This is a genomic window from Streptomyces sp. NPDC057900 (assembly GCF_042887885.1).
Lineage (GTDB): Bacteria > Actinomycetota > Actinomycetes > Streptomycetales > Streptomycetaceae > Streptomyces.
The window spans coordinates 228,231-252,930 of sequence record NZ_JBHVOI010000008.1; the positions used below are offsets into that span (position 1 = coordinate 228,231).

Below are 24,700 nucleotides of genomic sequence, written 5' to 3' on the forward strand. Positions count from 1 at the left end.
CTTCACACCCACGTTCGGGGGCGGAAACGGTTGGCCCGCTCCACCAGTTCGATCCTCTCGGCACCGGGCTCCGCGAGCCGGGCGAGCATCCGGTACGAACGCTCCAGCCCGAACCGCAGGCCGCGCTCGTTCAACTCGACTCCGAGCAGCTTCCCGGGCCCCTGCCCGCCGCCGCTCGCGGGCGGGGCCGGGGGACTGGCCGCGGGACTTCCGGAGAGTACCCAGTCGAGCGCCGTCCCCAGCACCTCGGTCGACAACTGCTCCCGGCGCACCGCGTCCAGACCGAGACCGGCCAGCCCGGAGACCTGGGCGGAGGCCGCCATCAGATCGGTGATCAGCGCCTCCTGCGGGGCCCGGTCGCGCAGCCTGGCCCGTACCGCCGCGACCCGGGCCGCCGTGTAGTGGATCGACGCCTCCGGCACGGACTCCAGCGAACTGACGGCCCCGCCCCGGTCCCCGGCGGCGATCCGCACCCGGGCCAGGCCGAACGCGGCGCTCACGAAGCTCGGATCGGTGGCCCACACCAGCCGGTAGTACTCGGCGGCGTTGTCCAGCTGGCCCAGCACCTCCGCGCACACACCCAGGGCCAGCTTCGGCGCCGGCTCCCCGGGAAACGCGTCGTAGACCGCGTCGAAGGACAGCGCCGCGTTCTCGTTGTCACCGGTCACCAGCGAGGTGATGCCCCGGTACCAGACCACCCGCCAGTCGTCCGAGTGCTTCAGCTCAAGGGTGGCCAGCGTCTCCTGCGCGGCCCCCAGGTCGTTCATCTCCAGGGAGGCGCGCAGCTCGCGCAGCCTGGTCTCCAGCGAGGCGGCCGGTACGGCCTGAAGCGCGGCGATCAGTTCGGCGGGCGCCGACGCCATCATCCCGGCGAGGAAACCCGCGTTGGGGTCGTTCGCGTCGACCCGGGGGACCGGCAGCGCCAGCGACGTGCCCCGCACATCGAGCCCGGCCAGCCGGGGCCCGTCCGTGCCGTACGGGCCGAACGCCCCCGGTCCGGTCCCGGTGTTCGCGGCCGGGGACCTGGGGGCCGGAACGGCGGCCGCCGGCTGCGGGTGGGCGGGCGCGACACCGTGTCCGGCGCCGCTGACATGGGTGGCGGGCGAGGACACCGGACCGGCGCCCGCCGCGTACCCGGGCGGCGGTCCTGCGGGCAGCGCGCCCGGGACACCGCCCGGCGGCGCCACCGGGGCCGCGGTCGGCGCGGCAGGGGCCGGCGGGAGCGCCCCGGCACCCTTGCGCCGGCCGAAGCGCCCGGAACCGCGCGTCGCCGCACTCCGCGCCCCGAGGCGGGACACCTCGCCCGTCATACGGCTGAACAGCTCCGTGTCGGTGACCCTCATCTCCGCGCCGAACAGCGTCGACAGCGCCGGACGCGGACGCCCCGTCTGGAGCGACACCACCTCCCGCAACACGCCCATCAGCTGCTCCGCCATCTCGGAGGCGGAGGCGAACCGCCGGGCCGGATCGGGGTCCGTGGCCCGGACCAGCAGCCGGTAGAACGACTCGTAGGACCGGAACACCTCGATGTTGTCCGGGTCCGGCAGCGAGTCCACGAAGACGTTCGTGTAGCCCTGGAAGTCGAAGGTGAGCACGGCGAGCGTCCGCGCGACCGTGTACAGGTCGGAGGCGACCGACGGGCCGACCTCCGCGACCTCCGGCGCCTGGTACCCCACCGTGCCGTAGATGGCCGACTCGTCGTCGTCCATCCGGCGGACCGCGCCCATGTCGATCAGCTTCAGCTGGTCCTCGGTCTGGATCGCGTTGTCGACCTTGAAGTCGCAGTACAGGAGGTTGCGGCTGTGCAGGTGGCCCAGCGCCTCCAGCGCCTCGATGCCGAACGCGCAGGCCTGCTCGACCGGCAGCGGATCCCGCTTCCCGGCCGGGGTGCGCCGCTCGTTGGCGATCTCCTTGAGCGCCTTGCCGCCCACGTACTCCATCACTATGTAGCCGTCCAGCGAACCGGTGCGCTGGTCGAGGTGCTCGACGAAGTTGTAGATGCGGACGATGTTGGAGTGCTCGATCTCCGCGAGGAACCGGCGCTCGGAAATGGCCGCCGCCATGGCGTCCTGGTCACCGGTGTCGAGCAGGCCCTTGAGCACCACCCAGCGGTCGGAGACCGCCCGGTCCACCGCGAGGTAGACCCAGCCGAGCCCGCCGTGCGCCAGACAGCCCGCGACCTCGTACTGGCCGTGCACGACATCGCCGTCCCGGAGCTTGGGCGTGAACGAGTACGGGTGGCCGCACTTGGTGCAGAACCCCTCCGTACGCCCCGGCTGCGAGCCCCTGGCCCGGCCCACCGGCGCCCCGCAGTCGGAACGCGAACAGAACCGCTTGCGCTCCGGCACCTCCGGGTTCTCCATCACGGCGGTCCGCGGATCGGGACGCGGCACATCCGGTACGAGCACCAGCCCGGCACCCAGCCGGTTCCGCCCGGAGACACCGGTCGAGGAACCGGAGGAGCGCACCGATACCGAACGCGCGGACCCGCTCGCCGAGACCGCGCGCGAGAGCCGCCCGGACACCGACCGGCGCGACGTCGACGAACGCGAGGACGCCCGCGACGACGCCCGCGAACCGGTGCGCGCGGAGGAGCTCGAACTGCCCCGCCCGCCGCCCGCGATCCCGGTGGGCGGTGAGCTCACCATCCCCGTCGGGGAGACGACCGGAGCCAGACCGCAGGTGTCGCAGTACAGCTCACCGCCGCCCATGTCCTCGTAACTGCCCTCGCACGCGGGGCGCTGGCACTGCGTACTCATGGTCATTCCCCCTGTTCGCCCCGCCGCCGCAGCGGCCACGTCGATCCGATACCGCCCGTCCCGCCACGGCCCGTCCGGCCCGGCGGATGCCCCTCGGGCACTAGGCCGTGTCCGCAAAGTCTCGCCTGCCCGGCGACGCCTGGCACGCACTCTCGCCGCACCGGGCGAAGACCCGAGTACGTCCAATACAAGGGCCTGCGCCCGGCACGCCGAGAGCACGCACCAGACGCCGCCGGGCCCGCCCTCCGGGCGAACGACGTGACTTTGCGGACACGGCCCAGCGGCCTCACCGGCCCCACCGGTCTTCTGGTCCCGACGCGCGCCGCTGCCCCATCAGTTCCAGCGCCGCGTCCTGGTAACGCTGCACCGCCAGGCCGGCGACCCGCAGATCGCAGGGCGCGCTCCACAGCATCCGGCGCGCCGCGTCGTACCGCTCGATCAGCACCGGGTCCTCCGCCAGGCCGTGCCGGGCCACCTTCGCCTTGTACGCGTCCAGCCGGCCGCGCAGCTCCGCCCGCACGGCCAGCGGGGCGGTGACCGCGGTCAGCTGCTCCCTGGCCCGCAGCAACTCCTCCTCCGCCTGCCGCTCCAGGGTCTCCAGGAGCGGCGAGAGCCGGTGCCACTGGGCATGCCTGCGGTACTCGGAGGCGGCGGCGAGCCGCTCCTGGAGCGCGGTGGGCGGGCCGTTGACCGCGGGCACCTCGGACGCGGCGATCTTGGCCAGCACCTCGCCGCGCGCCGAGCGGGCCTCGGCCAGCGTGCGGTCGGCCCGGGAGAGCACGTCGCGCAGCTGGACCAGCCGCTGCTCGGCGTCCTGCCGGACCGCGAGCACCGCCTCGATCTCCCGCCGCACCTCCTCCAGCGCACGGGCCGCCCGGTCGTAGCGCGTGGTGTCGGGCCGTCCGCCGCCGGGCGCCGAACTGCCGGGCCCCGGCAGCCAGAACGCCAGCGGATCGGAGATCACCTGCACCCGCAGCGTGGCCAGCTCCTGGGTGATCGACTCCAGATCGTCCCCCGACGGGTGCTCACCCGGCCGTACCCCGACCGAGTGCGCCAGCGAGCTGGTACGGCGCAGTTCGGCGGCGAGCAGATCTATCCGGGCGGGCATCGCCGACCAGACGGAGTCGGAGGCGACGACCATGTCCAGCGAGCGGGCGTACAGCTCGTTCATCCGGTTGACCAGCTCCGCCAGCGTGAACCGCTCGGAGAGCCGGGCCGGGCCGGTGATCGACGGATCGGGCCGGGCGGCTCCGTGCGCCACCGTGACACCGTCGCCGCGCAGCAGTCCGGTCAGGGCCGTCAGATCGTCCCGGTTCGGGTGGCGCCGCCGGGCCCGCACCTCACGGGCCTGGTGCAGCACCCCCGCGTAGGCGTCGAAATAGCTCCACAGCAGCGTGATCGACTGCTCGGTGACGCTCCAGCGCTCCCTGGTGACACCGGTCAGCTCCGCGCCCTCCAGAAGCCGGCGTCCGGCATGGTCCTGGAGGGCGAGCAGCGAGGTCTCGATCGCCTCGTGCTCCGCGCCGAGCCGGGCCAGCGCACGGTCCGCCTCGTCCCGGTCCATGACCGGGCCGGGGGGCCGGGCCGCGTAGCTGGGGAAGGGGCCCGCGACGCCCATCGATCACCTCTCCGCTCTCCCTGCCGGACGGGCCCGGCAGGTTCCGCCTGATCCGAGGACCAGGCCCTAGTTGCTGCGGTACTTGGGCACCGGCGGTGCCGTGATTCCGGGCAGACCGTCCTGCAGCCAGTTGCGGTAGGACCGCATCCACGGGCTGTTCTTGCCGCCGGCCCGGTAGTCGACCAGCACCTGGTTGACCCGGGCCACCAGGTCGTCCGCGCCCTTCTTCGTGGCCACGCCGTAGTACTCGGTGGTGAAGGGCTTGTCGCCCTTGAGCTCCACGGCCGGGTCCTGGGCGGCCTGGCCGGCCGCCAGGGCGTTGTCCGTGACGATCGCGTCGACCTCGCCCATCTGGAGCCGCACCAGGCAGTCCAGCTGGTTGGGGACGGTGAGCAGGTCCTCGTCGGCGTCGGTGCCGTCGTGCTTGTCCTTGAACACCGAGCCGAACGACTGCTTCTCCAGGGCCTCGTACGCCGTGGACCCCTCCGCGGTACAGACCCGCTTGCCGGCCAGCGAGGAGTTGTACCCGGTGATCGTGGACTCCTTGGGCGCGAGGACCTGCTGCCCGGCCTGGAAGTAGGCGGTGGAGAACGAGACCTGGTCCAGCCGGGCGCAGTTGATCGTCATCGTCCGGACGACGACGTCGACCTTGTCGTTCTCCAGGGCGGCGATGCGCTGGTTGGTGGGGATCGCCCGGAAGATCACGTCGCCGGGGTCGCCCAGGATGTCCTTGGCGATGGCCCGCACCAGATCGATGTCGAAGCCTTCGAGATTCCGGGACTCCGGGTTGCGGTACCCCCACTGGAAGCTGTTCTGGTCGACGCCCGCGATCAGCTTTCCGCGCGCCTTGATGCGATCGATGGTGGCGCCGCCGGCGACGGACGGCGGCAGGCTGGCGTCCGGATCGGTGCAGTCGTCGGCCCGCGCCTGCACGGCCCGTGCCGTGCCCGGTCCCGAGACCCCCTCGTCGAAGGCGTCGCCGCCGCTGTGGGAGAGCGGCAGCAGGGTCAGTGCCGCCGTCATCGCGCAGGCCACGGCCATGGCGGTCACACCGCCCCAGCCGCGCAGCCTGCGCAGCGGGCCCGCGGGCCCGGTCCTGGGCTCGTCCTTCCCTGTCATCGCTCCCCCTGTCACCGGAACTCCGAGAGCCTGCGGTTGACCCCGACGATCGCGGCGACCGCGCCCAGCACGGCGAGGGCCGCCGCGCCTATCGGCAGCCCGCCCAGCGCGCCGCGCCCGTCCCGCGCGGCCTGGGTGAACTCTTCCTGCTCATGGGCGAGCGCCTTCTTCAGCGCGTCGTCCACGCGGTTGAACGACTCACCGGTCGAGCCCTTGGTCGAGTCCGCCGTGCCGATGATCTGGGTCAGCGCGGTGTCGTAGTCGCCGCTGTCGTCGGTCTTGCGGGCGGTCCGGTGGCGGCTCTGCCACTCGGTGACCCCCGTGATGGCCTTCGCCACCGGTTCGCTGCCCACGGTGTCGTGGGTGTCCTCGGCGAGCTTCGCGGCCTTGTCCAGCTCCGCGACGAGCGCCTTCATGCCGGTGCCGTAGTCGGTCTCGTACTTGTCGTTCTTCCCGTCCGCGGTGAGCACCGCGCCCCGGGCGACCACGGTGAGGGTCTCGTTGGCGCGCGCCTTCAGCGAGTCGATGCGCGCCCGGTTGAGCACGTCGAGGGACTGCTGCCCCCGGGTGTTGGCGTCGGACAGATCGGAGCGGGCCACCGAATGCCCCACCGCCAGCCACATCAGGACCACCAGCGAAGCCGCGGTCGCGGCCAGCAGGCCGTGGTTGAGCACCCGGTTCGTCCGGTGGAAGTTGCGCCGCTGCGCCCAGAGCAGCACGATCAGCGCGATCACACCGATGGAGAGCGAGAAGAACGGCCAGGTACGCGCGGAGTCGTAGTCCTGGCCGAGCCGGCCGGTCTCCGCCGCGTACAGCCGCTCGGCGGCCGGCAGCATGTCCTTGGCCATCTTCTGGTTCGCGTACCGGAGATAGGCGCCGCCCAGCGGCAGCCCCTGCCGGTTGCTCGCGCGGGCCCGCTCGATCAGCCCTGTGTAGCGCGGGAGTTCCTTGTTGAGGGTGGTGATCTCGTGGCCGGACTTCGTCGAGGAGTCCGTGCTGGCCGCGGCCTTCACCAGCAGTTGGGAGGCCTCGTCGATGTCCGCCACGTACTTGTCGTGGACCTTGCTCGGCTCCTGCGGCCCGGCCAGGAATCCGCTCGCCGCGGCCGCGTCGGCGTCGGCCAGCGAGCGGTAGATGGCGGCGGCGTCCGCGCTGAGCGGCTGACTGCGTGTCACCACGTCGTCGGCGGAGGCCGCCCGGCCGGAGACCTCGAACGCCGTCACGGCCCCGAACGCGACGACGAGCAGCGCCAGTACCGCCCCGATGATCTGGAGCCGGCCCGGTTCGGTCGTCGCGGCGGCGCGCAGCCGCTCCGTGACCACCGCGCGGCCACCACGCTGCGGCGGCACGGCTGCGGGAACCGGCGCGGGCGCCCGTTCCGGCGCGCGTTGCGGCGGCGCGGGCCGCACATTCGGCGGGTGTGTCACTTGACCTCCCCCTCGGTCACTGACGGCGGCCCGCCCCCCGGCCGATCGGGGGACTGGTACCCGGCCAGAAGTATGGCCGCAGGGAACGGCGTCCACACAGCGAACGCCCGGATCCCGCACCGGTCCATGAACGCGGCAACCCGCGGCCACCCGCGGACAATCGCACCCAACAGCATTCGATCAAGGCCGACGCCGCCGATCAAGACGATCGACGGCGCAATCCCCCGAAGTCGTACCGGTCTCCCCAATAAAGAACACGTTCGGGGCGGCTGATCGGTTCCCTTGCGGAAGGGGCGCCCCGAAGCACGAATGCTACGGGACGCCCCTGCCGGCCTCCGGGGTCACACCACGTCAGGCGTACTGCGACCGCAGCCTCTCGTGCACCTCGGGCGCCGCACCCGTGTGGTCCAGCCCCAGCAGCCCCGCGCCCAGCACCGGGGACTCCGCGACCACCCGGACCACCGCCTTGGGGGCCCGCACCGCGAGGAGTTCGCAGATCCGGTCGTCCAGCAGCGGATGGCGCGCGGCCAGCACGCTGCCGCCCAGCACCACCGGGGCCCGCTCGTCCAGCAGACCGAGCCGGCCCAGGGCGACCGAGGCCATCGCCACGACCTCCTCCGCCAGCCGGTCCACCAGGCCGCGCGCCACCGGGTCACCGGCCGCGCAGGTCGCGAAGAGCACCGGCGTCAGCTCGTGCCGCCGCTCGAACGCGATCCGGCCCAGATGCAGCGCCTCTATCAGCGCGTACATCGAGCCGAGCCCGAAGTGACCGGGCAGCGTCCGGGCCAGCTCGGTCGGCTCACCCCGGCCGTCCTCCGCCCGCGAGGCGAACCAGAGCGCCTCCTCCGCCAGCCCCGAACCCCCGCCCCAGTCACCGGATATCCGGCCGATGGCGGGGAAGCGCGCGGTGCGCCCGTCCGGCACCATGCCGACGCAGTTGATCCCCGCGCCGCACACCACCGCCACGCCGCGCGGCTCGTCGACCCCGGCCCGCAGGATCGCGAAGGTGTCGTTGCGCACCTCCACCGTGCGGCCCCAGCCCCGCGCGCCCAGCGCCTCGGTCAGCTGCTCCTCCTCGACCGGCAGATCGGCGTTGGCGAGGCAGGCCGACACATGGGCGACGCTCTCCGCCCCCACGCCGGCCGAGGCCAGCGCCCGCTCCACCGCGGAGCCGAGCGCGTCCACGGCCGTGCCGATGCCGACCACGGGCGGCTGGAAACCGCCGCCGCGGGCCGTGGACAGCACCGTGCCGTCCGCACCGATCAGTGCCACATCGGTCTTGCTGTTCCCCGCGTCGATCGCGAGGACCGAACCGTTCACGCCCACGGGAGGTGCTCCCGGTTGTGCGCGATCAGCTTGTCCGTGAGCGCTTCCGCGTACTCGAACTGGCCGATCAGGGGGTGCGCGAGCAGGGCCTTGAACACCCGGTCGCGGCCCCCGCGCAGCGCGGCCTCCAGCGCGAGGTCCTCGTACGCCGTCACATTGCCGATCAGCCCTGCGTAGAGCGGGTCGAGCGGCGCGACGGCGAGCGGCACCGCACCCGTTCGGTCCACCGAGGCCTGCACCTCGATCACCGCGTCGTCGGGGAGGAACGGCAGCGTCCCGTTGTTGCGGGTGTTGACCACCTGGTGGGTGGAGCCGCCGCCGCCCAGCAGCGAGGCGGCCAGGTCCACGGCCGCCTCCGAGTAGAAGGCGCCGCCGCGCTTGGCGAGCAGCGCGGGCTTCTCGTCCAGCGTCGGGTCGCCGTACATGGCGAGCAGTTCCTTCTCCATCGCGGCGACCTCGACGGCCCGCGAGGGCTTGGTGCCCAGCTCCCGCACGACCTCGTCGTGCGCGTAGAAGTAGCGCAGGTAGTACGAGGGGACGACGCCCAGGCGGTCCACGATCGCCCTCGGCATGTGCAGGTCGTCCGCGATCGCGTCGCCGTGCTCCGCGATCAGCCGGGGCAGCACGTTCTCGCCCCCGGGGCCGCCGAGGCGCACCCCGGTCTCCCAGGTCAGGTGGTTCAGCCCGACGTGGTCGAGGTGCACCTGGCCCGGGGTCACGTCGAGCAGCCGGGCGAACTTGCGCTGGAAGCCGATCGCCACGTTGCACAGGCCGACCGCCTTGTGACCGGCCTGGAGCAGCGCCCGGGTCACGATGCCGACGGGGTTGGTGAAGTCGATGATCCACGCGTTCGGGTTGGTGCGCCGGACCCGCTCCGCGATGTCCAGGACGACCGGGACGGTACGCATGGCCTTGGCGAGGCCGCCGGCGCCGGTGGTCTCCTGGCCGACGCAGCCGCACTCCAGCGGCCACGCCTCGTCCTTGGCACGGGCGGCCTGGCCGCCCACCCGGAGCTGGAGCAGCACCGCGTCGGCGTCGGCCACCCCCGCGTCGATGTCGGTGGTGGTGACGATCCGGCCGGGGTGGCCCTGCTTGGCGAAGATCCGCCGCGCGAGGCCCCCGACGAGTTCGAGCCGGTCGGCCGCCGGGTCGACGAGCACCAGCTCCTCGACCGGCAGGGTGTCCCGCAGCCGTGCGAATCCGTCGATCAGTTCAGGTGTGTAGGTGGACCCGCCACCCACTACTGCGAGCTTCATGAATCAGCCCTTTACTCCGGTCAGTGTGACGCCTTCGACAAAGGCCTTCTGTGCGAAGAAGAAGACGACGATCACAGGGGCCATGACCAGAACGGTCGCGGCCATGGTCAGGTTCCAGTCGGTGTGGTGTGCGCCCTTGAAGGACTCCAGTCCATAACTCAGGGTCCAGGCCCCGGGGTTCTCCGAGGCGTAGATCTGCGGTCCGAAGTAGTCGTTCCAGGCGTAGAAGAACTGGAAGAGGGCGACGGCGGCGATACCGGGCTTGGCCATCGGGATCACGACGCGCAGCAGGGTGCGGAACTCACCGCAGCCGTCGACCTTCGCCGCGTCCAGGTACTCGTTCGGAATGGTCAGCAGGAACTGCCGCAGCAGGAAGATGGAGAACGCGTCTCCGAACGCCATCGGGATGATCAGCGGCCAGAGCGTGCCGGACATGTCCAGCTGCTTGGCCCAGAACAGGTACATCGGGATCACGACGACCTGCGGCGGCAGCATCATCATCGAGATGACGAGCATCAGGGACAGATGCCGGCCGCGGAAGCGGAACTTGGCGAGCGCGTACGCCACGGGCAGCGAGGACACCACCGTGAGGACGGTGCCGAGACCCGCGTACAGCAGGGTGTTCTTCCACCAGGTCAGGAAGCCCGGGGTGTTGAACACCTCCTTGTAGTTGCTCCACTCGAAGGGGTGCGGCCACAGGTCACGGGTGAGTGCCTGCTGGTCGCTCATCAGCGAGGTGAGGAGCAGGAAGACGAACGGCAGCACGAAGAAGAGCGCGGCCGCGACGCCGAGCGAGTGCACGCCGATCCAGTGCAGCAGCGCCTTGCGGCGCGCCACCCGCTCGGCCGGGGTGACGGGGTCACTCACCGGTCCGCCGGCCTTCGGGGTGTCGAGAACCTGCGCCATGTCACTCACCTGCCTGGATCAGTCCGCTGCGGCGCCGCATCAGCAGTGCGGTGAACGCCATGGCGAGGACGAAGAGAACGAGCGCGACCACACAGGCGGAGCCGTAGTCGAAGCGCTGGAAACCGAGGTTGTAGACGAGCTGCGGAAGCGTCAGTGTCGACTTGTCGGGATAGCCCGGTTCGAACTGCTGCCCGGAGCCGCCCATCACGCCGGAGGCGACCTTCCCGGCCACGAGTGGCTGGGTGTAGTACTGCATCGTCTGGATGATGCCGGTGACCACGGCGAACATGATGATCGGCGAGATGTTCGGCAGAGTGACGAAGCGGAACCGCTGGTACGAGGACGCCCCGTCCAGCTCGGCCGCCTCGTACTGCTCCTTGGGGACGTCCAGGAGCGCCGCCATGAAGATCACCATCAGGTCGCCCACCCCCCAGACCGCCAGCGCGGTCAGCGCGGGCTTGGACCAGGTGGCGTCGGTGAACCAGCCGGGCGTCGGCAGCCCGAGCTCGCCCAGGATCGAGTTGACCGGCCCGGTCCCCGGGTTGAGGAGGAAGACGAAGCCGAGCGTCGCGGCGACCGGAGGAGCCAGGTAGGGCAGGTAGAACAGCGTCCGGAAGACCCCGGTACCCGTCTTGATCTTGGTGATCAGCATGCCGATGCCGAGGCCGAAGACCACCCGGCAGGTCACCATGACCAGGACCAGCCAGAGCGTGTTGCGCAGCGCCGGCCAGAACAGCGGGTAGTCGTTGAAGACGAACGACCAGTTCTTCAGCCCGCTGAACTCCGGTGCGGAGAAGCCGTCGTAGCTGGTGAAGGAGAAATAGAGCGTGGAGATCAGCGGGTAGGCGAAGAAGACGCAGAACCCGATCAGCCACGGCGACATGAAGGCCGCCGTCCGGAGCGCGGACCGGCGGCGCTTCGAACGGAGTGTGTACGTGCTCATCGCGCCGGCTCTACTTCGCCTGGTCGATCGCGGCGTCGATCTCCTTGGCGGTCTTTTCCAGACCCGCCTTGATGTCCGTCTGCTTGCCCTTCTCGACGTCGAAGCCGAGGTTCTGCAGGGACGTCAGGAACGCGCCGCCGTTCACCGAGGGCGGGGTGGTGGTGGACTTCGGGTCGGCGGCGATGTCCAGGAAGGTCTTGAAGCGCGGGTCGTACTTCAGCTTCGGCGACTTCAGCGCGGCCAGCGTGGAGGGCACGTTGTGGATGGCGTTGGCGAAGTTCACCACCGCGTCGGTGTCGGTGGTCATGTACTTCACCAGCTCCCAGGCGGCGTTCTGCTTGGTCGAGGTGGACGCGATACCGGCGATGGTCCCGGTCAGGTAGCCCTTGCCGTACGTGTCGGCCTGGTCGTCCGCGACGGGCATCGGGGCCACCCCGATCTCGAACTTCGGCTTGGTCTCCTCCGCCATGCCCAGACGCCATTCGCCGTCCAGCTGCATGGCCACCTGGCCGGTGTGGAAGGGGTGCTTGGCGCCCCACTCGTCACCGAAGCCGGTACGGAACTTCTCCAGCTTCTGGTAGCCGCCCAGCGAGTCGACCAGCTTCTTCTGGCTGGTGAGCATGGCGGCGAAGGACGGGTCCTTGGCGATGTTCGACTTGCCGTCCGCGTCGAAGTACTCCGGGTCCCAGCTGCCGAGGTAGTGCTCGGTGGTGGTCTCGTAGCCGTGGTAGTTCGGCATGAAGCCGAGCTGCTCGTACGAGTCGCCCTTCGGCTTCGTCAGCTTCTTCGCGTCGGCGGCCAGCTCGGACCAGGTCTTGGGCGGAGCGGTGATCCCGGCGTCCTTGAACGCGTCCTTGTTGTAGTAGAGGCCGTACGCGTCACCGAGCAGCGGCACCGTGCAGCGCACGCCGTCGTACTGGGTGTACTCGTTCATCGCCTTCGGGAAGGTCGCGGCCGCGTCGATCCCGTCCTTCTTCAGGAACGGGTTGAGGTCGACGAACGCCTTCGACTTGCAGAACTTGCCGACGTTGTTGGTGGTGAACGACGACACGACGTCCGGGGCCTTGGAACCGCCCGCGCGGAGCGCCTGGTTGATCTTGTCGTCGGTCATGTTGCCGACGATCTTCACGTGGATGTTGGGGTGCGCCTTCTCGAAGGCGTCGACCGTGTCCTGAATTCCCTTGACCTCGTTCGGGGCACTCCAGCCGTGCCAGAAGTTGATGGTCGTCTCCTTGGACGCGTCATCACTGGCACCGGAGTTGCTCTGCCCGGTACAGGCGGAGGCGAACAGGGCTATCGCGGCGGTCGCGGCGAGTGCGACGGCCGGCTTCCGGCGGTTTCCGGACATGGTGGTGTCTCCCGATGAAGGGTTGGGACGGGGAAGGGGAAGGCGGGGTACATCAGGGGTGTGGCAAAGGGGATGGTGAAGAGGGGCCGAGGGGGGTTCAGCGCGAGGTGTCGAACACTTCGTCGCGGGTGGTGGCGAGTGCGCTCTCCAGCGCGCCGCGCAGGACGGGCCGGTGCGTCACCTCGCCGGCGATCAGCCGGGGCCGGGACGCCGCGAGCTCGGCCAGTTCGGCCGCCACCCGGCCGCGCAGCGGTTCCCCGCCGCGCGAGATCAGCTCACCCGAGAGCACGACGACCTCGGGGTCGAGAACGGCGAGCATGGAGGCGAGGCCGGTCGCCAGACCGGTGGCGTAGCGGTCGAGCAGCCGGCCGTGCGGCTCGCTCCCGTCCCGTTCCACGGCCTCGGCCGCCCGGCCCACCAGCGTGGCCGCGATCTCGTGGTGGGTGCCGGGCCCGCGGACCGCGTCGTCGTCGATGCCCAGCTCCCGGGCGAGCCTGGCGAGCACCTGGGCGCCGGCCAGCTCCTGGAAGCCGCCCGAGTTGGCCTTGGTGACCTGCCGGACCAGCGGAGCGCCCGGCACCGGCAGGAACCCGACCTCACCGGCGCCGCCGGTGAAGCCTCGGTGCAGCCGGTCGTTGATGACGAGGGCGGCGCCGAGGCCCTCCTCGTTCCACAGCAGGACGAAGTCGTCGTGACCCCGGGCCGCGCCGAGCCGTTGTTCGGCCACCGCGACGAGGTTCACGTCGTTCTCGTACTCCACGGGCATCGGCAGGAAGGCGGCCAGCTCGTCCAGCAGGGTGGGGGAGTGCCAGCCCGGCAGGTGCGAGGCGTAGCGCAGCCGGCCCGTGCCCGGGTCGAAGGCGCCCGGGGTGCCGATGACGAGCCGGTGCACGTCGGAACGGGTCAGCCCGGCGTCCTTGACCGCGCCGTCCAGCGCGTCCGCCACCTGCCGCACCACGCTGTCGGCGCGCCGCCCCGGGGTCCGCAGCTCGAACTCCCCGACCGTCTCACCCGTCACATCGGCGACGGCGGCGAGGATCCGCTGGGCGTTCACGTCGAGCCCGGCCACGTGGGCGGCGGCGGCGTTGACGGTGTACAGCTGTGCGTTGGGCCCCGGCCGCCCGGCCGCGGTCCCGGTGGCGACGACCAGACCGGCCGCCTCCAGCCGGGCCAGCAGCTGGGAGGCGGTGGGCTTGGACAGGCCCGTCAGCTTCCCGATCCTGGTCCGCGAGAGGGGCCCGTGCTCCAGCAGCAGATCGAGGGCGGCCCGGTCGTTCATGGCCCGCAGAACGCGGGGGGTACCCGGCGTGGTTCCGGCCATGATCACTGCACCTGCCCTCTGTTAGGAAAGTTTCCTATTCGGTGAGAGGACCGTAGGACGCACGTCACCTGGGCGTCAATGGTCTGCGCCGCTGTGGCAACCAAAGCGTTACCTGGGCGGGCCCGGCCGGTGCTGCCGACGGCCCGGCACGCGTCGGCGCCCTGTCGGGATGGATTCCCAACAGGGCGCCGGTCGAATCGAGTTGGCCGGAATCCGGCGGCCGTGCTACTTCGAGATGTTCGGGGGCTGGACTATCGGGGTCGCCGCCAGGGACTGCGGCGAGGTGGCAGAGGCGTACGCGGACGGGGCGGCCATACCGGCCGTCGGGTCGGCCGCCGCGGCCTCGTCGGGCTGGGCCGGGATGCCGCCGATCATCCGGATGCCCGCCTCGTCGAAGGCGCGCTTGATCCGCCAGCGCAGCTCGCGCTCCACGCCCACGGCCTGGCCCGGCATCGTCTTGGCGGTCACCCGGACCGTCATCGAGTCCAGCAGCACCGTGTCCAGGCCCAGGATCTCCACCGGACCCCACAGGCGCTCGGTCCACGGGTCGTCCTTGGCCATCAGCTGGGCGGCCTCCGTGATCACCGTACGGACCTGGTCCAGGTCCTCGGTGGGGCGCACCTGCACATCGACGCCCGCGGTGGACCAGCCCTGGCTGAGGTTGCCGATCCGCTTCACCTCGCCGTTGCGGACGTACCAGATCGCACCGTTCTCGCCGCGCAGCTTGGTGACCCGCAGGCCGACCTCGATGACCTCTCCGGAGGCGACGCCCGCGTCGATGGTGTCGCCGACGCCGTACTGGTCCTCCAGGATCATGAAGACGCCGGAGAGGAAGTCGGTGACCAGGTTGCGGGCGCCGAAGCCGAGTGCCACCCCGGCGACCCCGGCGGAGGCCAGCAGCGGGGCCAGGTTGATCTGGAACGCGCCCAGGATCATCAGGGCGGCGGTGCCGAGGATCAGGAACGAGGCCACCGAACGGAGTACCGAGCCGATCGCCTCCGAGCGCTGGCGGCGGCGCTCCGCGTTGACCAGCAGACCGCCCAGCGCGGTGCCCTCCACCGCCTGGGCGCTGCGGTTCATGCGCTCGATGAGCTTGGTCAGGGCACGGCGGACCGCGATGCGCAACACGATCGCGATGGCGGCGATGAGCACGATCCGCAGACCGGTGTTCAGCCAGGTGGACCAGTTCTGCTCCACCCAGCCCGCGGCGTTGCCTGCCTGCTTGGCGGCTTCGTCCAGCGAGCCACCCGGCTCGGGTGACTGGGCTGCGGCCAACAGGGCGGACAGGGACACGGCGAAACCTCCAGTTGGGCGAGCGCTGACCAACCACACTAACGGGGCATCGGGCGTGCTCCGTTGCCGTGATCCGGGGGAGAGACGCGTCTCACCCGGGGATATGGAGGAGCTAAGGGACCCGCCCGGCGGCGCCTCGTGTGGCCGATCGCACACCGGGTCCTACGGCCGGCGGCAGGGCCCCGGAAGCGCCTGCTCCGGTGCCTGCGCGCCACGGGGACGGTACGGGCGGAAGAAAAATCCTTCCGGCCCGTTACCCGGACGTGGTGGCGCTTTGACCAGGGCTGAGGAGAGACTGAGATCGGATCGTCCCGGCGCGAGCCACGCGCCGCCGGCGTACAAGGAGGCATCAACCGTGCCGCATGTCCTGGTTCTCAACGCGTCGTACGAGCCGCTCGGCGTCGTACCGCTCCGCCGCGCGCTCGTCCTCGTCCTGGAGAACAAGGCCATCTGCCTTGAGGAGTCCGGGGCCCTCATGCACAGTGCCACCCGTGCCGTTCCGGCCCCCAGCGTCGTCCGCCTGAAGCGGTTCGTGCGCGTCCCCTACCGGGGCCCCGTCCCGCTGACCCGCCGGGCGCTCTTCGCCAGGGACGGCGGGCGCTGCATGTACTGCGGCGCCGCCGCGACCAGCGTCGACCACGTCATCCCGCGCAGCCGGGGCGGGCAGCACGCCTGGGAGAACGTGGTGGCGGCCTGCCGCCGCTGCAACCACGTCAAGGCCGACCGCCACCTGCCCGAGCTGGGCTGGCGGCTCCACCAGCCGCCCGCCCCGCCGACCGGACTCGCCTGGCGGATCATCGGCACGGGCCACCGCGACCCCCGCTGGCTGCCCTATCTGCAGCCGTTCGGAGCGGACGACGCGATGGCCCGGATCGACGGAATCTCCGCCTGAGCCGGCCACCGGACAGCCCTCAGGTGAACCGCAGCTCCGCTGGGCGCGCCATGCGCCCCAGCAGCGGCAGGGACGTCGCGGCGGCCAGCAGGCTGGCGGCGTACACCGCCACGGGCACCAGGAGCGGGAGCATCGAGGGGAAGCTGCCCGGGGTGACGAAGGAGGCGTACGCGAGGTGCACCGTCATGCCGCCGATGCCCGCCAGCAGCGTCGCCGGGGCCAGCGGGAGCGCGGTCTCCAGCAGCAGCGCCTTGGCCAGCACCGCTCGCGGCACCCCGGCCGCGGCCTGCGCGGCGAGCCCCCGGCGACGGGTGGCGAGGGACTCCGCCGCGCCCACGGCCAGACCGCACAGGCCGACGAACAGGGCCACCAGGACGGCCGCCCCGGTGAGGTCGAGGCCGGTGGTGTAGAAGTCCAGGTCCACCGGCGTGTAGCCGCCCCGCTCGCGCAGGACGGCGAGTAGGACCTCCCGTACTCCCACGAAGCCCGTGCCGACGACGGTCACCAGCAGCAGCGCGGCGTGCGTGCGCGCGGCGGCCCACGGATCCTGGCTCAGCCGCCCTGCGGCGATCAGCACGGCGGGGCTCCGCGCACCGGCCGTCAGACGGCGGCCCATGAAGGCGGCCGAGGCCCCGGCCGCCCAGAGCGCGCCCCCGGACGAGAGCAGCACCAGGGAGACCACCAGCGGCGGAAGCGGGCTGACGCCGGAACGGCTGTCCGAGAGGAACAGGACGAGCGCCGCCGAGGCGAGCACGATCCCCGGAAGCAGGAGCGCGAGCGCCGTCCGCCGGTCGGGCTCCTGCCCTGGCCGGCGCAGCCGGCCCAGCGGTTCGGCGATCACCTTGCGCAGCGCGAACCCGCTGACCAGCGCGGCGGCCACCGGAACGCCGAGCACGACCACCACATAACCCGCCCAGGCCAAGGGCGGCGGCGTACGGCCGGAGCCGGCGAGGACGGCGGCGAACACGGCGGCGCCGACGACCGCGCCCACCAGGCAGGCCGGACCGGACTCCAGAGCGGCGATGCGCCGCACCTGCCGGGGTGACGCCCCGGCGAGCCGCAGCGCGGCCGTCCGCCGGTCCCGGTGGACGGCGCCGATCCGGGCGCACTGGCCCAGGAAGCCGAAGACCGGGACGAGCAGGAGCACCAGGGTGGCCACCACGCCCGTGCGCTGGCCGGGCTGGTTCAGCAGACCGTGTCCGAACGCGATGGACGCCTGCCCCGAGACCGAGGACACCGTGACCGCCGCGAGGGCCAGGCCGGTGGCGAGCAGCGCGCCCACCGAGGTGAGCGCGATCCGCCACCACTCACGGCGGTCGGAACCGAGGACCAGGGTCCAGGCGATGCGTGCGTCAGTCCTCATGGCGGGCCGCCTCCTGGACGGTGAACCGGGTCGCGCCCGAGTGCACGGCCCCGTCGCGCAGCCACACCTCCCGGTCCGCGTACGCGGCGATCTGCGCGTCGTGCGTGATGAGCAGCACGGCGGTGCCGGACTCGCGGGCGGCGTGCACCAGAGCGGTCATCACCTGTTCGCCGGCGAGGGAGTCCAGGGCGCCGGTCGGCTCGTCCGCGAAGACGGCCTTCGGCCCGGTGATCAGGGCCCGTGCCAGCGCGACCCGCTGGCTCTGGCCGCCGCTGAGCTCGCCGGGCCGCAGCTCGGCCTGCCCGCGTACGCCGAAGCGCTCCAGCCAGGAGTCCGCGGTCCGCCGCGCCTTCGCGCGGCCCGTTCCCGCGAGCAGGAGGGGCAGCGCCACGTTGTCGAGCGCGGTCAGCTCGGGGATCAGCTGCCCGAACTGGAACACCACGCCGAAGTCGGTCCGCCGCAGCTCGCTCAGGCGCGCTTCCGAGGCCGGGCCGAGCTGCTCGTCTCCGTAGCCGACGGTGCCCTCGTCGGGGCGGACGATGCCCGCGAGGCAGTGCAGCAGCGTGGACTTCCCGCTGCCGCTGGCTCCGGTGACGGCGAGGATCTCGCCGGCGTGGAGTTCGACGGAGGCGCCACGCAGCGCCTCGGTCCGGCCGTACCGTTTCGTCAGTCCGGTGGCGGTGATCAGTGGCGCCGACGCCGTGGGCCGGTCGGCTCTGGTGCTCATGTCGGCTGGACCTCCGTGGTCAGGGTGGTGAGGCGGTTCGCCGTGGTGGCCATCCACCGGACGTCGGCGTCCAGATGGTTCAGGGCGTAGTCGGCCGAGAGGACCGTGCTGAGGCCGGCCCCGGGCGTGGTCTTGAGCTGGGTCAGTTCGTGCATCCGCGCCATGTGCGCGGCGCGCTGGGCCTGGAGGTAGGCGGCCGCGTCCGTGGTGCGGTCACCGCCGGCGGCCGCCGCGACGAGGATCGAGGTCACGACCTTGGCGAAGATCTCGTTCGTCACGAAGGGCGCGGGCGGCGCCGTCTCGCCGGCCCAGTGGGCGAGTTCGCGCGCGCCTTCGTCCGTGGACCGGTAGAGGGTGCGCTCGGGACCGCCGTCGGAATCGGTCCCCTCGACCGAGGCCAGGCCGTCCCGCACCAGGCGTTGCAGGGTTGTGTAGACCTGGCCGTACGCCAGCGGGCGGGCCTGCGGGAAGAGTTCGTCGTACCGCCGTTTCAGCTCGTACCCATGGTTGGACCCCCCGGCAAGCAGCCCGAGGAGGACGTGACGGATGCTCATGACGGCGACTATATACTCGGTATATGTACTGAGTGAATAGTGCGGCGCGAAAACCCCGGAACATGGTGAGCGGAGAGAACGCCGCTCGGTTCAGGGGGTGTTGCCGCCGCTACTCCGCTACGGCGTACGCCTGGACCGACCAGAGCGAGTAGCCGTACTCGGTGGCCCGCCCGTCGCCCTGGATCCTGATGAACCGGGTGTCCTTCGCGTCCATCCGGACCGACTCGTGGCCGCCCCTGCCCTCGCGGACGGTGGCCGCGGTGCGCCAGGTGCGGCCGTCGGCGGAGACCTGGACGCGGTAGCGGGAGGCGTACGCGTCCTGCCAGTCCAGCACGACCTGCCCGAGCCGGACCGGGGTGGGCAGTTCGGCCTGCCACCAGGCGCCGTCCTCCGCGGGGGAGGACCAGCGGGTCTCCGGGTCGCCGTCCGACGCGGCGGACGCGGGGAAGTCCGCCGTCTCGTCGCCGGAGGAGGAGGCGGTGGCCGTGCGCAGCAGATCGGGGCCCGCGGTGCGGGGGAAGGCCCGGACGGTCAGGGTGGTCTCCTCCGCGCCGAAGGTGAACGGCACCTCGTACTCGCCCGCCGGGGTGTCCGCGGGCACGGTGATCTCCACGGGCACGTCCGTACGGGAACCGCGCTGGACGGTCGTCTGCTTGGGCAGCCGGACCTTGATGCCCTTGGGCGCCTTCGCGGTGAGCGCGCCCTTCACCTCGGCCGGGCGGCCGGGCGAGAGCCGTGCCTCGACGCGCTGCGGCTTGCCGCCGATCTCCGCGTCCGTCGCGCCGTGCGCGAGGTCGAGCCGGGCCGCCGGTTCGTCGCCGAACCACGGCACCAGCGAGCGCACCCGGGGCGCCGTTCCGGCGGACGGGGCCGCGCCCGCGAGCGGCGGGATGATCAGCGGCGGCGCGCCGGTGACCGACGGGGTGGCGGTCGGCCAGCTGATCCGTACCGCGTCGGCCCGCAGGCCCTGGCCGCCGGTCTGGGTCCAGCCGCTCGACGAGAGCGCGCCGAGGCTGTGCCAGCCCTCGCCGGGCACATGGGCCTGGACCGTCGCGTCCGCCGGGGTGGCGCCGCCGCCCGGCACGGCGGTCGCGGTGACGGCCGCCAGCGGACGGGCCCGGTCCAGGCGCACCGTGTAGCTGCCCTGCGCCTCGGTCACCGTGCCGTTGTCGCGGTCCGCCCCGGTCCAGGCGTCGGCCTCCTTGCGGGCCTGGTCCAGGAACGGGCCGAGCACCCCCTTGCCGACCGTCGCGCCGCTCCCCTTCACGGACCTGCTCACCGGCTCCAGGGCCAGCGACGCCTGCCAGGCGGCCGCCCCGTCACCGCGCGCCTGGGCCTGGAGCAGATCGACGGCCAGCTCGCCCGCCCTGCCGTACCGGGACAGCTGCTCGGTCCACGGCCGCACTTCGCCGTCGAGCCGCCCGTCGGCGAGCCCGGCCAGCCGCTGCGGGGTCTCCCGCATCACGGTGAACGCGGAACGCAGCCGGGCCGCCGCCTTGTCGCGTGCCCCGGTGTCCGTCCCGCCATGGGTCTTCCAGAACGCGGCGAGCAACGGCTTCAGGTACGCCGATTCGTCGCCGCCCAGCACGGAGGCCGCGCTGTTCCCGGCCAGGGCGCGCAGCGCGTCCCGGCTGCCGGGGTCGGTGCCCGCGAGGTCCTCGATGGCCGCCTGCCAGGACTCCTGCGGCTGGTACCCCTTCGGGTTCCAGGCGAAGTCGGCGGCGGTGAACAGCGGGATCCGGGAGGCGGACGGCTGCTCCATCGCGTTGGCCAGCAGCGCGGCGGAACCGATGGCGACCGCCGGGTCGCGGCCGGTGTAGGGACCGAGGAAGATCCGGTCCTGCGCGTAGTCGTTGACCGGATAGTTGTCCATCGTGACCAGCGGATGGCGGAACGTGTCGCGCGCACCGGCCAGTTCGCCGCCGGTGATGGTCTTCGGCACCACGCCGACCCCGGTCCAGGCGACCTGCACCCGGTCGTCCAGCTCCTTGGCGAGTTCGGTGCGGTAGTCGGTCGCCCCGTCCTGGTAGAACTCCGTCGGCATCATCGACAGCGGCTGCGCGTCCGGATGGCGCTCCGCGAGGTGCTGGGCCACCGCGCTCACCACGCGGGCCTGCGCCCTGGCCGCCGCCCTCGGTCCGTCACCGAAGGCCTCGGCGTCGGCGGAGCAGTGCCATTCGCTGTAGCTGACGTCCTGGAACTGCACCTGGAAGGCCCGTACCCCCAGGGCCCACATCGCGTCGATCTTCTTCGTCAGCGCCTTCACGTCGCGCTCGGAGGACAGGCACATCGACTGACCGGGCGCCACGGCCCAGCCGAGCGTCACGTGTTCGGCGGCGGCCCGCTCCGCGAGCGCGCGGAAGTCGGCGCGCCGGTCCGCCGGGTACGGGTCGCGCCAGCGGGCCTGCCGGTAGGGGTCGTCGCCCGCCGCGTACAGGTACCGGTTCTGCTTCGTGCGCCCCATGAAGCCGAGTTGGGAGAGGCGTTCCGCCTGGGTCCACGGCTGCCCGTAGAAACCCTCGGTCATCCCGCGCACGGCACTGGAGGGCCAGTCCCGGACGGTGACCCCGGCGACGCTGCCGCCCCGGATCAGCTGACGCAGGGTCTGCACCGCGTGGAACAGCCCGTCCTCGCCCAGGCCGTCCACGGCGACGGTGTCCCGGCCCGCGACGCGGCCGACCGCGATCCGGTAGCCGCCGGCGGGCAGATCGCCGCGCTCCGGGGCGCGCAGGGTGCGCAGCGCGCCCAGGGCTCCGTCGCCGCCGAACCGGATGACGGGGCCGCGCCCCGGCAGGGATTCGTGGACGGTCCGCACGCCCGCGTCGCGCAGCACCTCGCGGAGCGCGGTGACGGCGTACGGGTCGGCCTGCGCGTCGGCCACCAGGGTGACCTCGCCGGACAGCGGGACCGAGGAGCCGGAGGCCTTGATGCTCTGCGGCCGGGGCCACACGGTGGGCAGCGCGCCGTCGTCCGTGCGGTCGGGGGTACTGGCGACGGGCGTTCCGGGCGGCGCGGGGGCGGCGAAGGCGGCCGGGGCTCCGGTGGAGAGGAGCCCGCCGAGCACGGCCACGGCGACCGCCGCGGCCTGCTTCCTGCGCCTGAGCCGCATGCCCGTTCTCCCCTCGCTCCCACTGGTGGGCTCCGAGCCCACCACCCGCGCGCGAGGGTGTCAATGTGCGTGGTCGTTGTGGTGCAAATGCCCGTTGTGGCGGATGGGGCGGGGCGGGCCTGACTGACGCGGCGTCACGCGAAAGATGGCGCCGAATGGCCGAAAACGACGGACGTCTTACGGGGAATCCGCCTCCGGGGAACGGATTGTGACCCAGAGCACGTTGAACTCGTTGTCGTAACGCCTACGTCTGCGGACGCGTCCGCTGGGTAGGTCTGCTGTGTCCTGCTCTCCACGGCCAGGAGGCCACCATGCCCGCTGCCGCGCAGCTCCTGCTCTCCGCCCTGACCAAACAGGTGCCTGGACCCGCCCCGATGATCAGCGCGTGCCCCGCCACCGTCCCCGGCCCCGGGCCGCTGACCAGCGAGGCCCCGCTGGCCGATGCAATACCGCTGACCAGCGAGCCCCCGCTCGCCGACGCCACGCCTCTGACCAGCGAGCCCCCGCTCGCCGTCCTCGCCCCGCTGACCAGCGAGCCGGCTTCCTCCGGCAGCGCTTGGGGCATGGAGTCCCCAGGAGTCTGAATGGGCCTGTCCCGGCTCGCCGCACTGCACGGCGTCGCCACCTCGTACTCCCCGTCCGCCGATGTCACGGTGTCCGTCCCCGACGGCACGGTCGTCGCGGTGCTCGCCGCGCTCGGTGTCGACGCCGCCACGCCCGAGGCGGTCCAGGAGGCGCTCGACGCCGCCGAAGCCGCGGCCGGCTCCCGGCTGCTCCCGCCCACGCTCGTGGTGTGGACCGGGGAGCCGCTGCCCCCGGCGCTGACCGCGCTGCCTCCCGGCACGGAGCTGACCGTCCGCCCGGAGGAGGCCGGCTCCGCCCGGCCGACCCGGATGCGGACGCCCTCCAGGGGCGCGGCCCCGGCCGTTTCCGGCCGAGCGTCCGGCCATGCGGCCGGCCAGGTGACCGGCGCGGGGAACAGCGCGCCCGCGCCCCGCTGGTGGGCCGAACCCCCGCTCGGCGTGCACCGGCTGACCGCCCGCGCGCCCGAGCGGTCCGCCGAGTCCTGCACGCTGATCGTCGCCCCGGCCCGCGTCCCGCAGCCGCCGCCGAGCGGCCACGGCTTCCTCGTACAGCTCTACTCCCTGCTCTCGGCCCGCTCCTGGGGCATGGGCGACCTCGGTGACCTCGCCGACCTCGCGTCCTGGTCGGGACGGTGCCTCGGGGCCTCCTTCGTCCAGGTGAACCCGCTGCACGCGGCGGTCCTGGGCACCCCCACCGACCCGTCCCCCTACCGCCCGTCCTCGCGGCGCTTCCCCGACCCGGTGCACCTGCGCGTCGAGTCGGTCCCGGAGTACGGGCACGCCCCGGACCGGGCCGCGCTCGACGAGCTGCGCCGCCGGGCCGCGGAGCTCAGCGACGGCGTCCTGCGCAAGGGCGCCCTGATCGACCGCGACGCTGTCTGGGAGCTCAAGCGGCAGGCCCTCACCATCCTCGCGGCCGTCCCCCTCACGCCCGGCCGTCGCACCGAGTACTGCGACTTCCTCGCCCGGCAGGGACCGGCCCTGGAGGACCACGCGCTGTGGTGCGCCCTGGCCGAGGTGCACGGCTCCGACTGGCACAGCTGGCCGGCCGGGCTGCGCGACCCCCGCTCCCGGGAGACCGCCCGCGCCCGGGGCGAACTGCTCGACCGGGTCGACTTCCACTGCCGGCTCGCCTGGCTGACCGACACTCAGCTGGCCGACGCCCAGCGCGCCGCCCGGGACGCCGGGATGGCCGTCGGGATCGTCCACGACCTCGCGGTCGGCGTGCACCCCGGCGGCGCCGACACCTGGGCCCAGCAGGACGCCTTCGCGCACGGCATGTCCGTCGGCGCGCCCCCGGACGCCTTCAACGCGCGCGGCCAGGACTGGGGCCTGCCGCCCTGGCGCCCCGACGCGCTGGCCGCCTCCGGCTACGCCCCGTTCCGGGGTCTGCTGCGCGGGATCCTCGGCCGGGCCGGCGCCCTGCGCATCGACCACGTGATGGGCCTGTTCCGGCTCTGGTGGGTGCCGCAGGGGCGTCCGCCGACCGAGGGCACCTATGTCAGCCAGGACGCGGAGGCGATGCTCGCCGTCCTCGTCCTGGAGGCCCACCGGGCGGGCGCCGTCGTCGTGGGGGAGGACCTCGGCACCGTCGAACCGGGCGTCCGCGAGGCGCTCGCCCGGCGCGGCGTCCTCGGCACCTCCGTCCTCTGGTTCGAGCGGGACTGGGCGGGCACCGGCCGCCCGCTGGCCCCCGAGCAGTGGCGCGAGGACTGCCTGGCCACCGCCACCACCCACGATCTGCCCTCCACCGCCGCCCGGCTGACCGGCGACCATGTGACGCTGCGCCACCGCCTCGGCCTGCTCACCCGCCCGCTCGACCAGGAGCGCACGGAGGACGGCGCGGACACCGCGGAGTGGCTCGGCCTGCTCTCCCGGCTCGGCCTGCTCCCCGAGGGCGGTGGCGACGAGGAGGCGGCCGTCCGCGCCGTCCACCGCTTCCTGCTGCGCACCCCGGCCCGGATGACCGGGGTCTGGCTACCCGACACGATCGGTGACCGCCGCCCGCAGAACCTGCCGGGCACCTGGGACGAGTACCCCAACTGGCGGCTGCCCATCGCCGATGCCGAGGGCCGCCCGGTCACCCTGGAGGAGCTGGCCGCCTCGCCCAGGCTGCACACGCTGATGGAGGTCTTCAGAGCCTGACCCCCGCAGG

Annotated in this window: 18 protein-coding genes; 3 read left to right on the plus strand and 15 right to left on the minus strand. The window is 72.6% G+C overall.

Going from position 1 to position 24,700, the window contains the following annotated elements; genetic code table 11:
- Positions 1–2: 2 nt before the first annotated feature.
- The 11 genes from ACFVQ0_RS27215 to ACFVQ0_RS27265 form a co-directional block, all read right to left on the minus strand.
- A complete protein-coding gene (locus ACFVQ0_RS27215) occupies positions 3–2,759 on the minus strand; it encodes a tetratricopeptide repeat protein (protein ID WP_390091821.1) in 2,757 nt (918 codons plus the stop codon).
- Between the two features lie 286 nt (positions 2,760–3,045).
- Complete coding sequence (locus tag ACFVQ0_RS27220) at positions 3,046–4,377, minus strand: hypothetical protein (RefSeq protein ID WP_390091822.1); 1,332 nt, start codon at positions 4,375–4,377, stop codon at positions 3,046–3,048.
- A 66-nt stretch (positions 4,378–4,443) separates the two neighbouring features.
- The gene (locus ACFVQ0_RS27225; protein WP_390091823.1) at positions 4,444–5,496 is read right to left on the minus strand and encodes a glutamate ABC transporter substrate-binding protein; all 1,053 of its coding nucleotides are present in this window, start codon (positions 5,494–5,496) and stop codon (positions 4,444–4,446) included.
- 11 nt (positions 5,497–5,507) lie between these two features.
- The gene (locus tag ACFVQ0_RS27230) at positions 5,508–6,923 is read right to left on the minus strand and encodes a hypothetical protein (RefSeq protein ID WP_390091824.1); all 1,416 of its coding nucleotides are present in this window, start codon (positions 6,921–6,923) and stop codon (positions 5,508–5,510) included.
- Positions 6,924–7,274: 351 nt separating this feature from the next.
- Positions 7,275–8,249, minus strand: coding sequence for an N-acetylglucosamine kinase (locus ACFVQ0_RS27235; protein ID WP_390091825.1), 975 nt, complete (start codon positions 8,247–8,249; stop codon positions 7,275–7,277).
- Complete coding sequence (locus ACFVQ0_RS27240) at positions 8,240–9,505, minus strand: 6-phospho-beta-glucosidase (protein ID WP_390091826.1); 1,266 nt, start codon at positions 9,503–9,505, stop codon at positions 8,240–8,242. Before ACFVQ0_RS27240 ends, ACFVQ0_RS27235 begins: the two co-directional genes overlap by 10 nt.
- A gap of 3 nt (positions 9,506–9,508) precedes the next feature.
- The gene (locus ACFVQ0_RS27245) at positions 9,509–10,411 is read right to left on the minus strand and encodes a carbohydrate ABC transporter permease (RefSeq protein WP_327336881.1); all 903 of its coding nucleotides are present in this window, start codon (positions 10,409–10,411) and stop codon (positions 9,509–9,511) included.
- A 1-nt stretch (position 10,412) separates the two neighbouring features.
- Entirely contained in the window at positions 10,413–11,354 is a 942-nt protein-coding gene (locus ACFVQ0_RS27250) for a carbohydrate ABC transporter permease (protein ID WP_024492270.1), read from the minus strand.
- A gap of 10 nt (positions 11,355–11,364) precedes the next feature.
- Positions 11,365–12,702, minus strand: coding sequence for an ABC transporter substrate-binding protein (locus ACFVQ0_RS27255; RefSeq protein WP_390091827.1), 1,338 nt, complete (start codon positions 12,700–12,702; stop codon positions 11,365–11,367).
- A gap of 97 nt (positions 12,703–12,799) precedes the next feature.
- Positions 12,800–14,023: an ROK family protein gene (locus tag ACFVQ0_RS27260; protein ID WP_390091828.1), complete on the minus strand. Its 1,224-nt coding sequence runs from the start codon at positions 14,021–14,023 to the stop codon at positions 12,800–12,802.
- A gap of 225 nt (positions 14,024–14,248) precedes the next feature.
- A complete protein-coding gene (locus ACFVQ0_RS27265; RefSeq protein WP_390091829.1) occupies positions 14,249–15,316 on the minus strand; it encodes a mechanosensitive ion channel family protein in 1,068 nt (355 codons plus the stop codon).
- Positions 15,317–15,671: 355 nt separating this feature from the next.
- On the opposite strand from ACFVQ0_RS27265, the gene ACFVQ0_RS27270 reads away from it, so the two are divergent.
- Positions 15,672–16,208: an HNH endonuclease gene (locus ACFVQ0_RS27270; RefSeq protein ID WP_073738992.1), complete on the plus strand. Its 537-nt coding sequence runs from the start codon at positions 15,672–15,674 to the stop codon at positions 16,206–16,208.
- Between the two features lie 19 nt (positions 16,209–16,227).
- Here the strand turns inward: ACFVQ0_RS27270 and ACFVQ0_RS27275 are convergent, their stop codons facing one another.
- The 4 genes from ACFVQ0_RS27275 to ACFVQ0_RS27290 form a co-directional block, all read right to left on the minus strand.
- Entirely contained in the window at positions 16,228–17,571 is a 1,344-nt protein-coding gene (locus ACFVQ0_RS27275) for an FtsX-like permease family protein (RefSeq protein WP_390091830.1), read from the minus strand.
- Positions 17,561–18,298 carry an ABC transporter ATP-binding protein gene (locus ACFVQ0_RS27280; protein WP_390091831.1) on the minus strand — a complete coding sequence of 246 codons (738 nt, stop codon included), beginning with the start codon at positions 18,296–18,298 and terminating at the stop codon, positions 17,561–17,563. The genes ACFVQ0_RS27275 and ACFVQ0_RS27280 overlap by 11 nt, the downstream gene beginning before the upstream one ends.
- Positions 18,295–18,852, minus strand: a complete 558-nt coding sequence (locus ACFVQ0_RS27285; protein ID WP_390091832.1) for a PadR family transcriptional regulator — start codon at positions 18,850–18,852, stop codon at positions 18,295–18,297. Before ACFVQ0_RS27285 ends, ACFVQ0_RS27280 begins: the two co-directional genes overlap by 4 nt.
- A 109-nt stretch (positions 18,853–18,961) precedes the next feature.
- Entirely contained in the window at positions 18,962–21,961 is a 3,000-nt protein-coding gene (locus ACFVQ0_RS27290) for a beta-N-acetylglucosaminidase domain-containing protein (RefSeq protein ID WP_390091833.1), read from the minus strand.
- A gap of 311 nt (positions 21,962–22,272) precedes the next feature.
- On the opposite strand from ACFVQ0_RS27290, the gene ACFVQ0_RS27295 reads away from it, so the two are divergent.
- Both ACFVQ0_RS27295 and malQ read left to right on the plus strand, forming a co-directional pair.
- Positions 22,273–22,545 (plus strand): hypothetical protein, encoded by a 273-nt coding sequence (locus ACFVQ0_RS27295; protein ID WP_390091834.1) that lies wholly within the window; start codon positions 22,273–22,275, stop codon positions 22,543–22,545.
- Positions 22,546–24,690, plus strand: coding sequence for a 4-alpha-glucanotransferase (gene malQ, locus ACFVQ0_RS27300; protein ID WP_390091835.1), 2,145 nt, complete (start codon positions 22,546–22,548; stop codon positions 24,688–24,690). It begins immediately after the preceding gene.
- Positions 24,691–24,700: the final 10 nt, after the last annotated feature.

What these genes read in the sequence shown, in the direction of transcription:
- ACFVQ0_RS27255 (WP_390091827.1), bottom strand. Translation starts at nt 12,702, where the DNA reads ATGTCCGGAAACCGCCGGAAGCCGGCCGTCGCACTCGCCGCGACCGCC.
- malQ (WP_390091835.1), top strand. Translation starts at nt 22,546, where the DNA reads ATGGGCCTGTCCCGGCTCGCCGCACTGCACGGCGTCGCCACCTCGTAC.
- ACFVQ0_RS27220 (WP_390091822.1), bottom strand. Translation starts at nt 4,377, where the DNA reads ATGGGCGTCGCGGGCCCCTTCCCCAGCTACGCGGCCCGGCCCCCCGGC.
- ACFVQ0_RS27250 (WP_024492270.1), bottom strand. Translation starts at nt 11,354, where the DNA reads ATGAGCACGTACACACTCCGTTCGAAGCGCCGCCGGTCCGCGCTCCGG.
- ACFVQ0_RS27295 (WP_390091834.1), top strand. Translation starts at nt 22,273, where the DNA reads ATGCCCGCTGCCGCGCAGCTCCTGCTCTCCGCCCTGACCAAACAGGTG.
- ACFVQ0_RS27285 (WP_390091832.1), bottom strand. Translation starts at nt 18,852, where the DNA reads ATGAGCATCCGTCACGTCCTCCTCGGGCTGCTTGCCGGGGGGTCCAAC.
- ACFVQ0_RS27280 (WP_390091831.1), bottom strand. Translation starts at nt 18,298, where the DNA reads ATGAGCACCAGAGCCGACCGGCCCACGGCGTCGGCGCCACTGATCACC.
- ACFVQ0_RS27260 (WP_390091828.1), bottom strand. Translation starts at nt 14,023, where the DNA reads ATGGCCGGAACCACGCCGGGTACCCCCCGCGTTCTGCGGGCCATGAAC.
- ACFVQ0_RS27225 (WP_390091823.1), bottom strand. Translation starts at nt 5,496, where the DNA reads ATGACAGGGAAGGACGAGCCCAGGACCGGGCCCGCGGGCCCGCTGCGC.
- ACFVQ0_RS27215 (WP_390091821.1), bottom strand. Translation starts at nt 2,759, where the DNA reads ATGAGTACGCAGTGCCAGCGCCCCGCGTGCGAGGGCAGTTACGAGGAC.
- ACFVQ0_RS27245 (WP_327336881.1), bottom strand. Translation starts at nt 10,411, where the DNA reads ATGGCGCAGGTTCTCGACACCCCGAAGGCCGGCGGACCGGTGAGTGAC.
- ACFVQ0_RS27275 (WP_390091830.1), bottom strand. Translation starts at nt 17,571, where the DNA reads ATGAGGACTGACGCACGCATCGCCTGGACCCTGGTCCTCGGTTCCGAC.
- ACFVQ0_RS27290 (WP_390091833.1), bottom strand. Translation starts at nt 21,961, where the DNA reads ATGCGGCTCAGGCGCAGGAAGCAGGCCGCGGCGGTCGCCGTGGCCGTG.
- ACFVQ0_RS27240 (WP_390091826.1), bottom strand. Translation starts at nt 9,505, where the DNA reads ATGAAGCTCGCAGTAGTGGGTGGCGGGTCCACCTACACACCTGAACTG.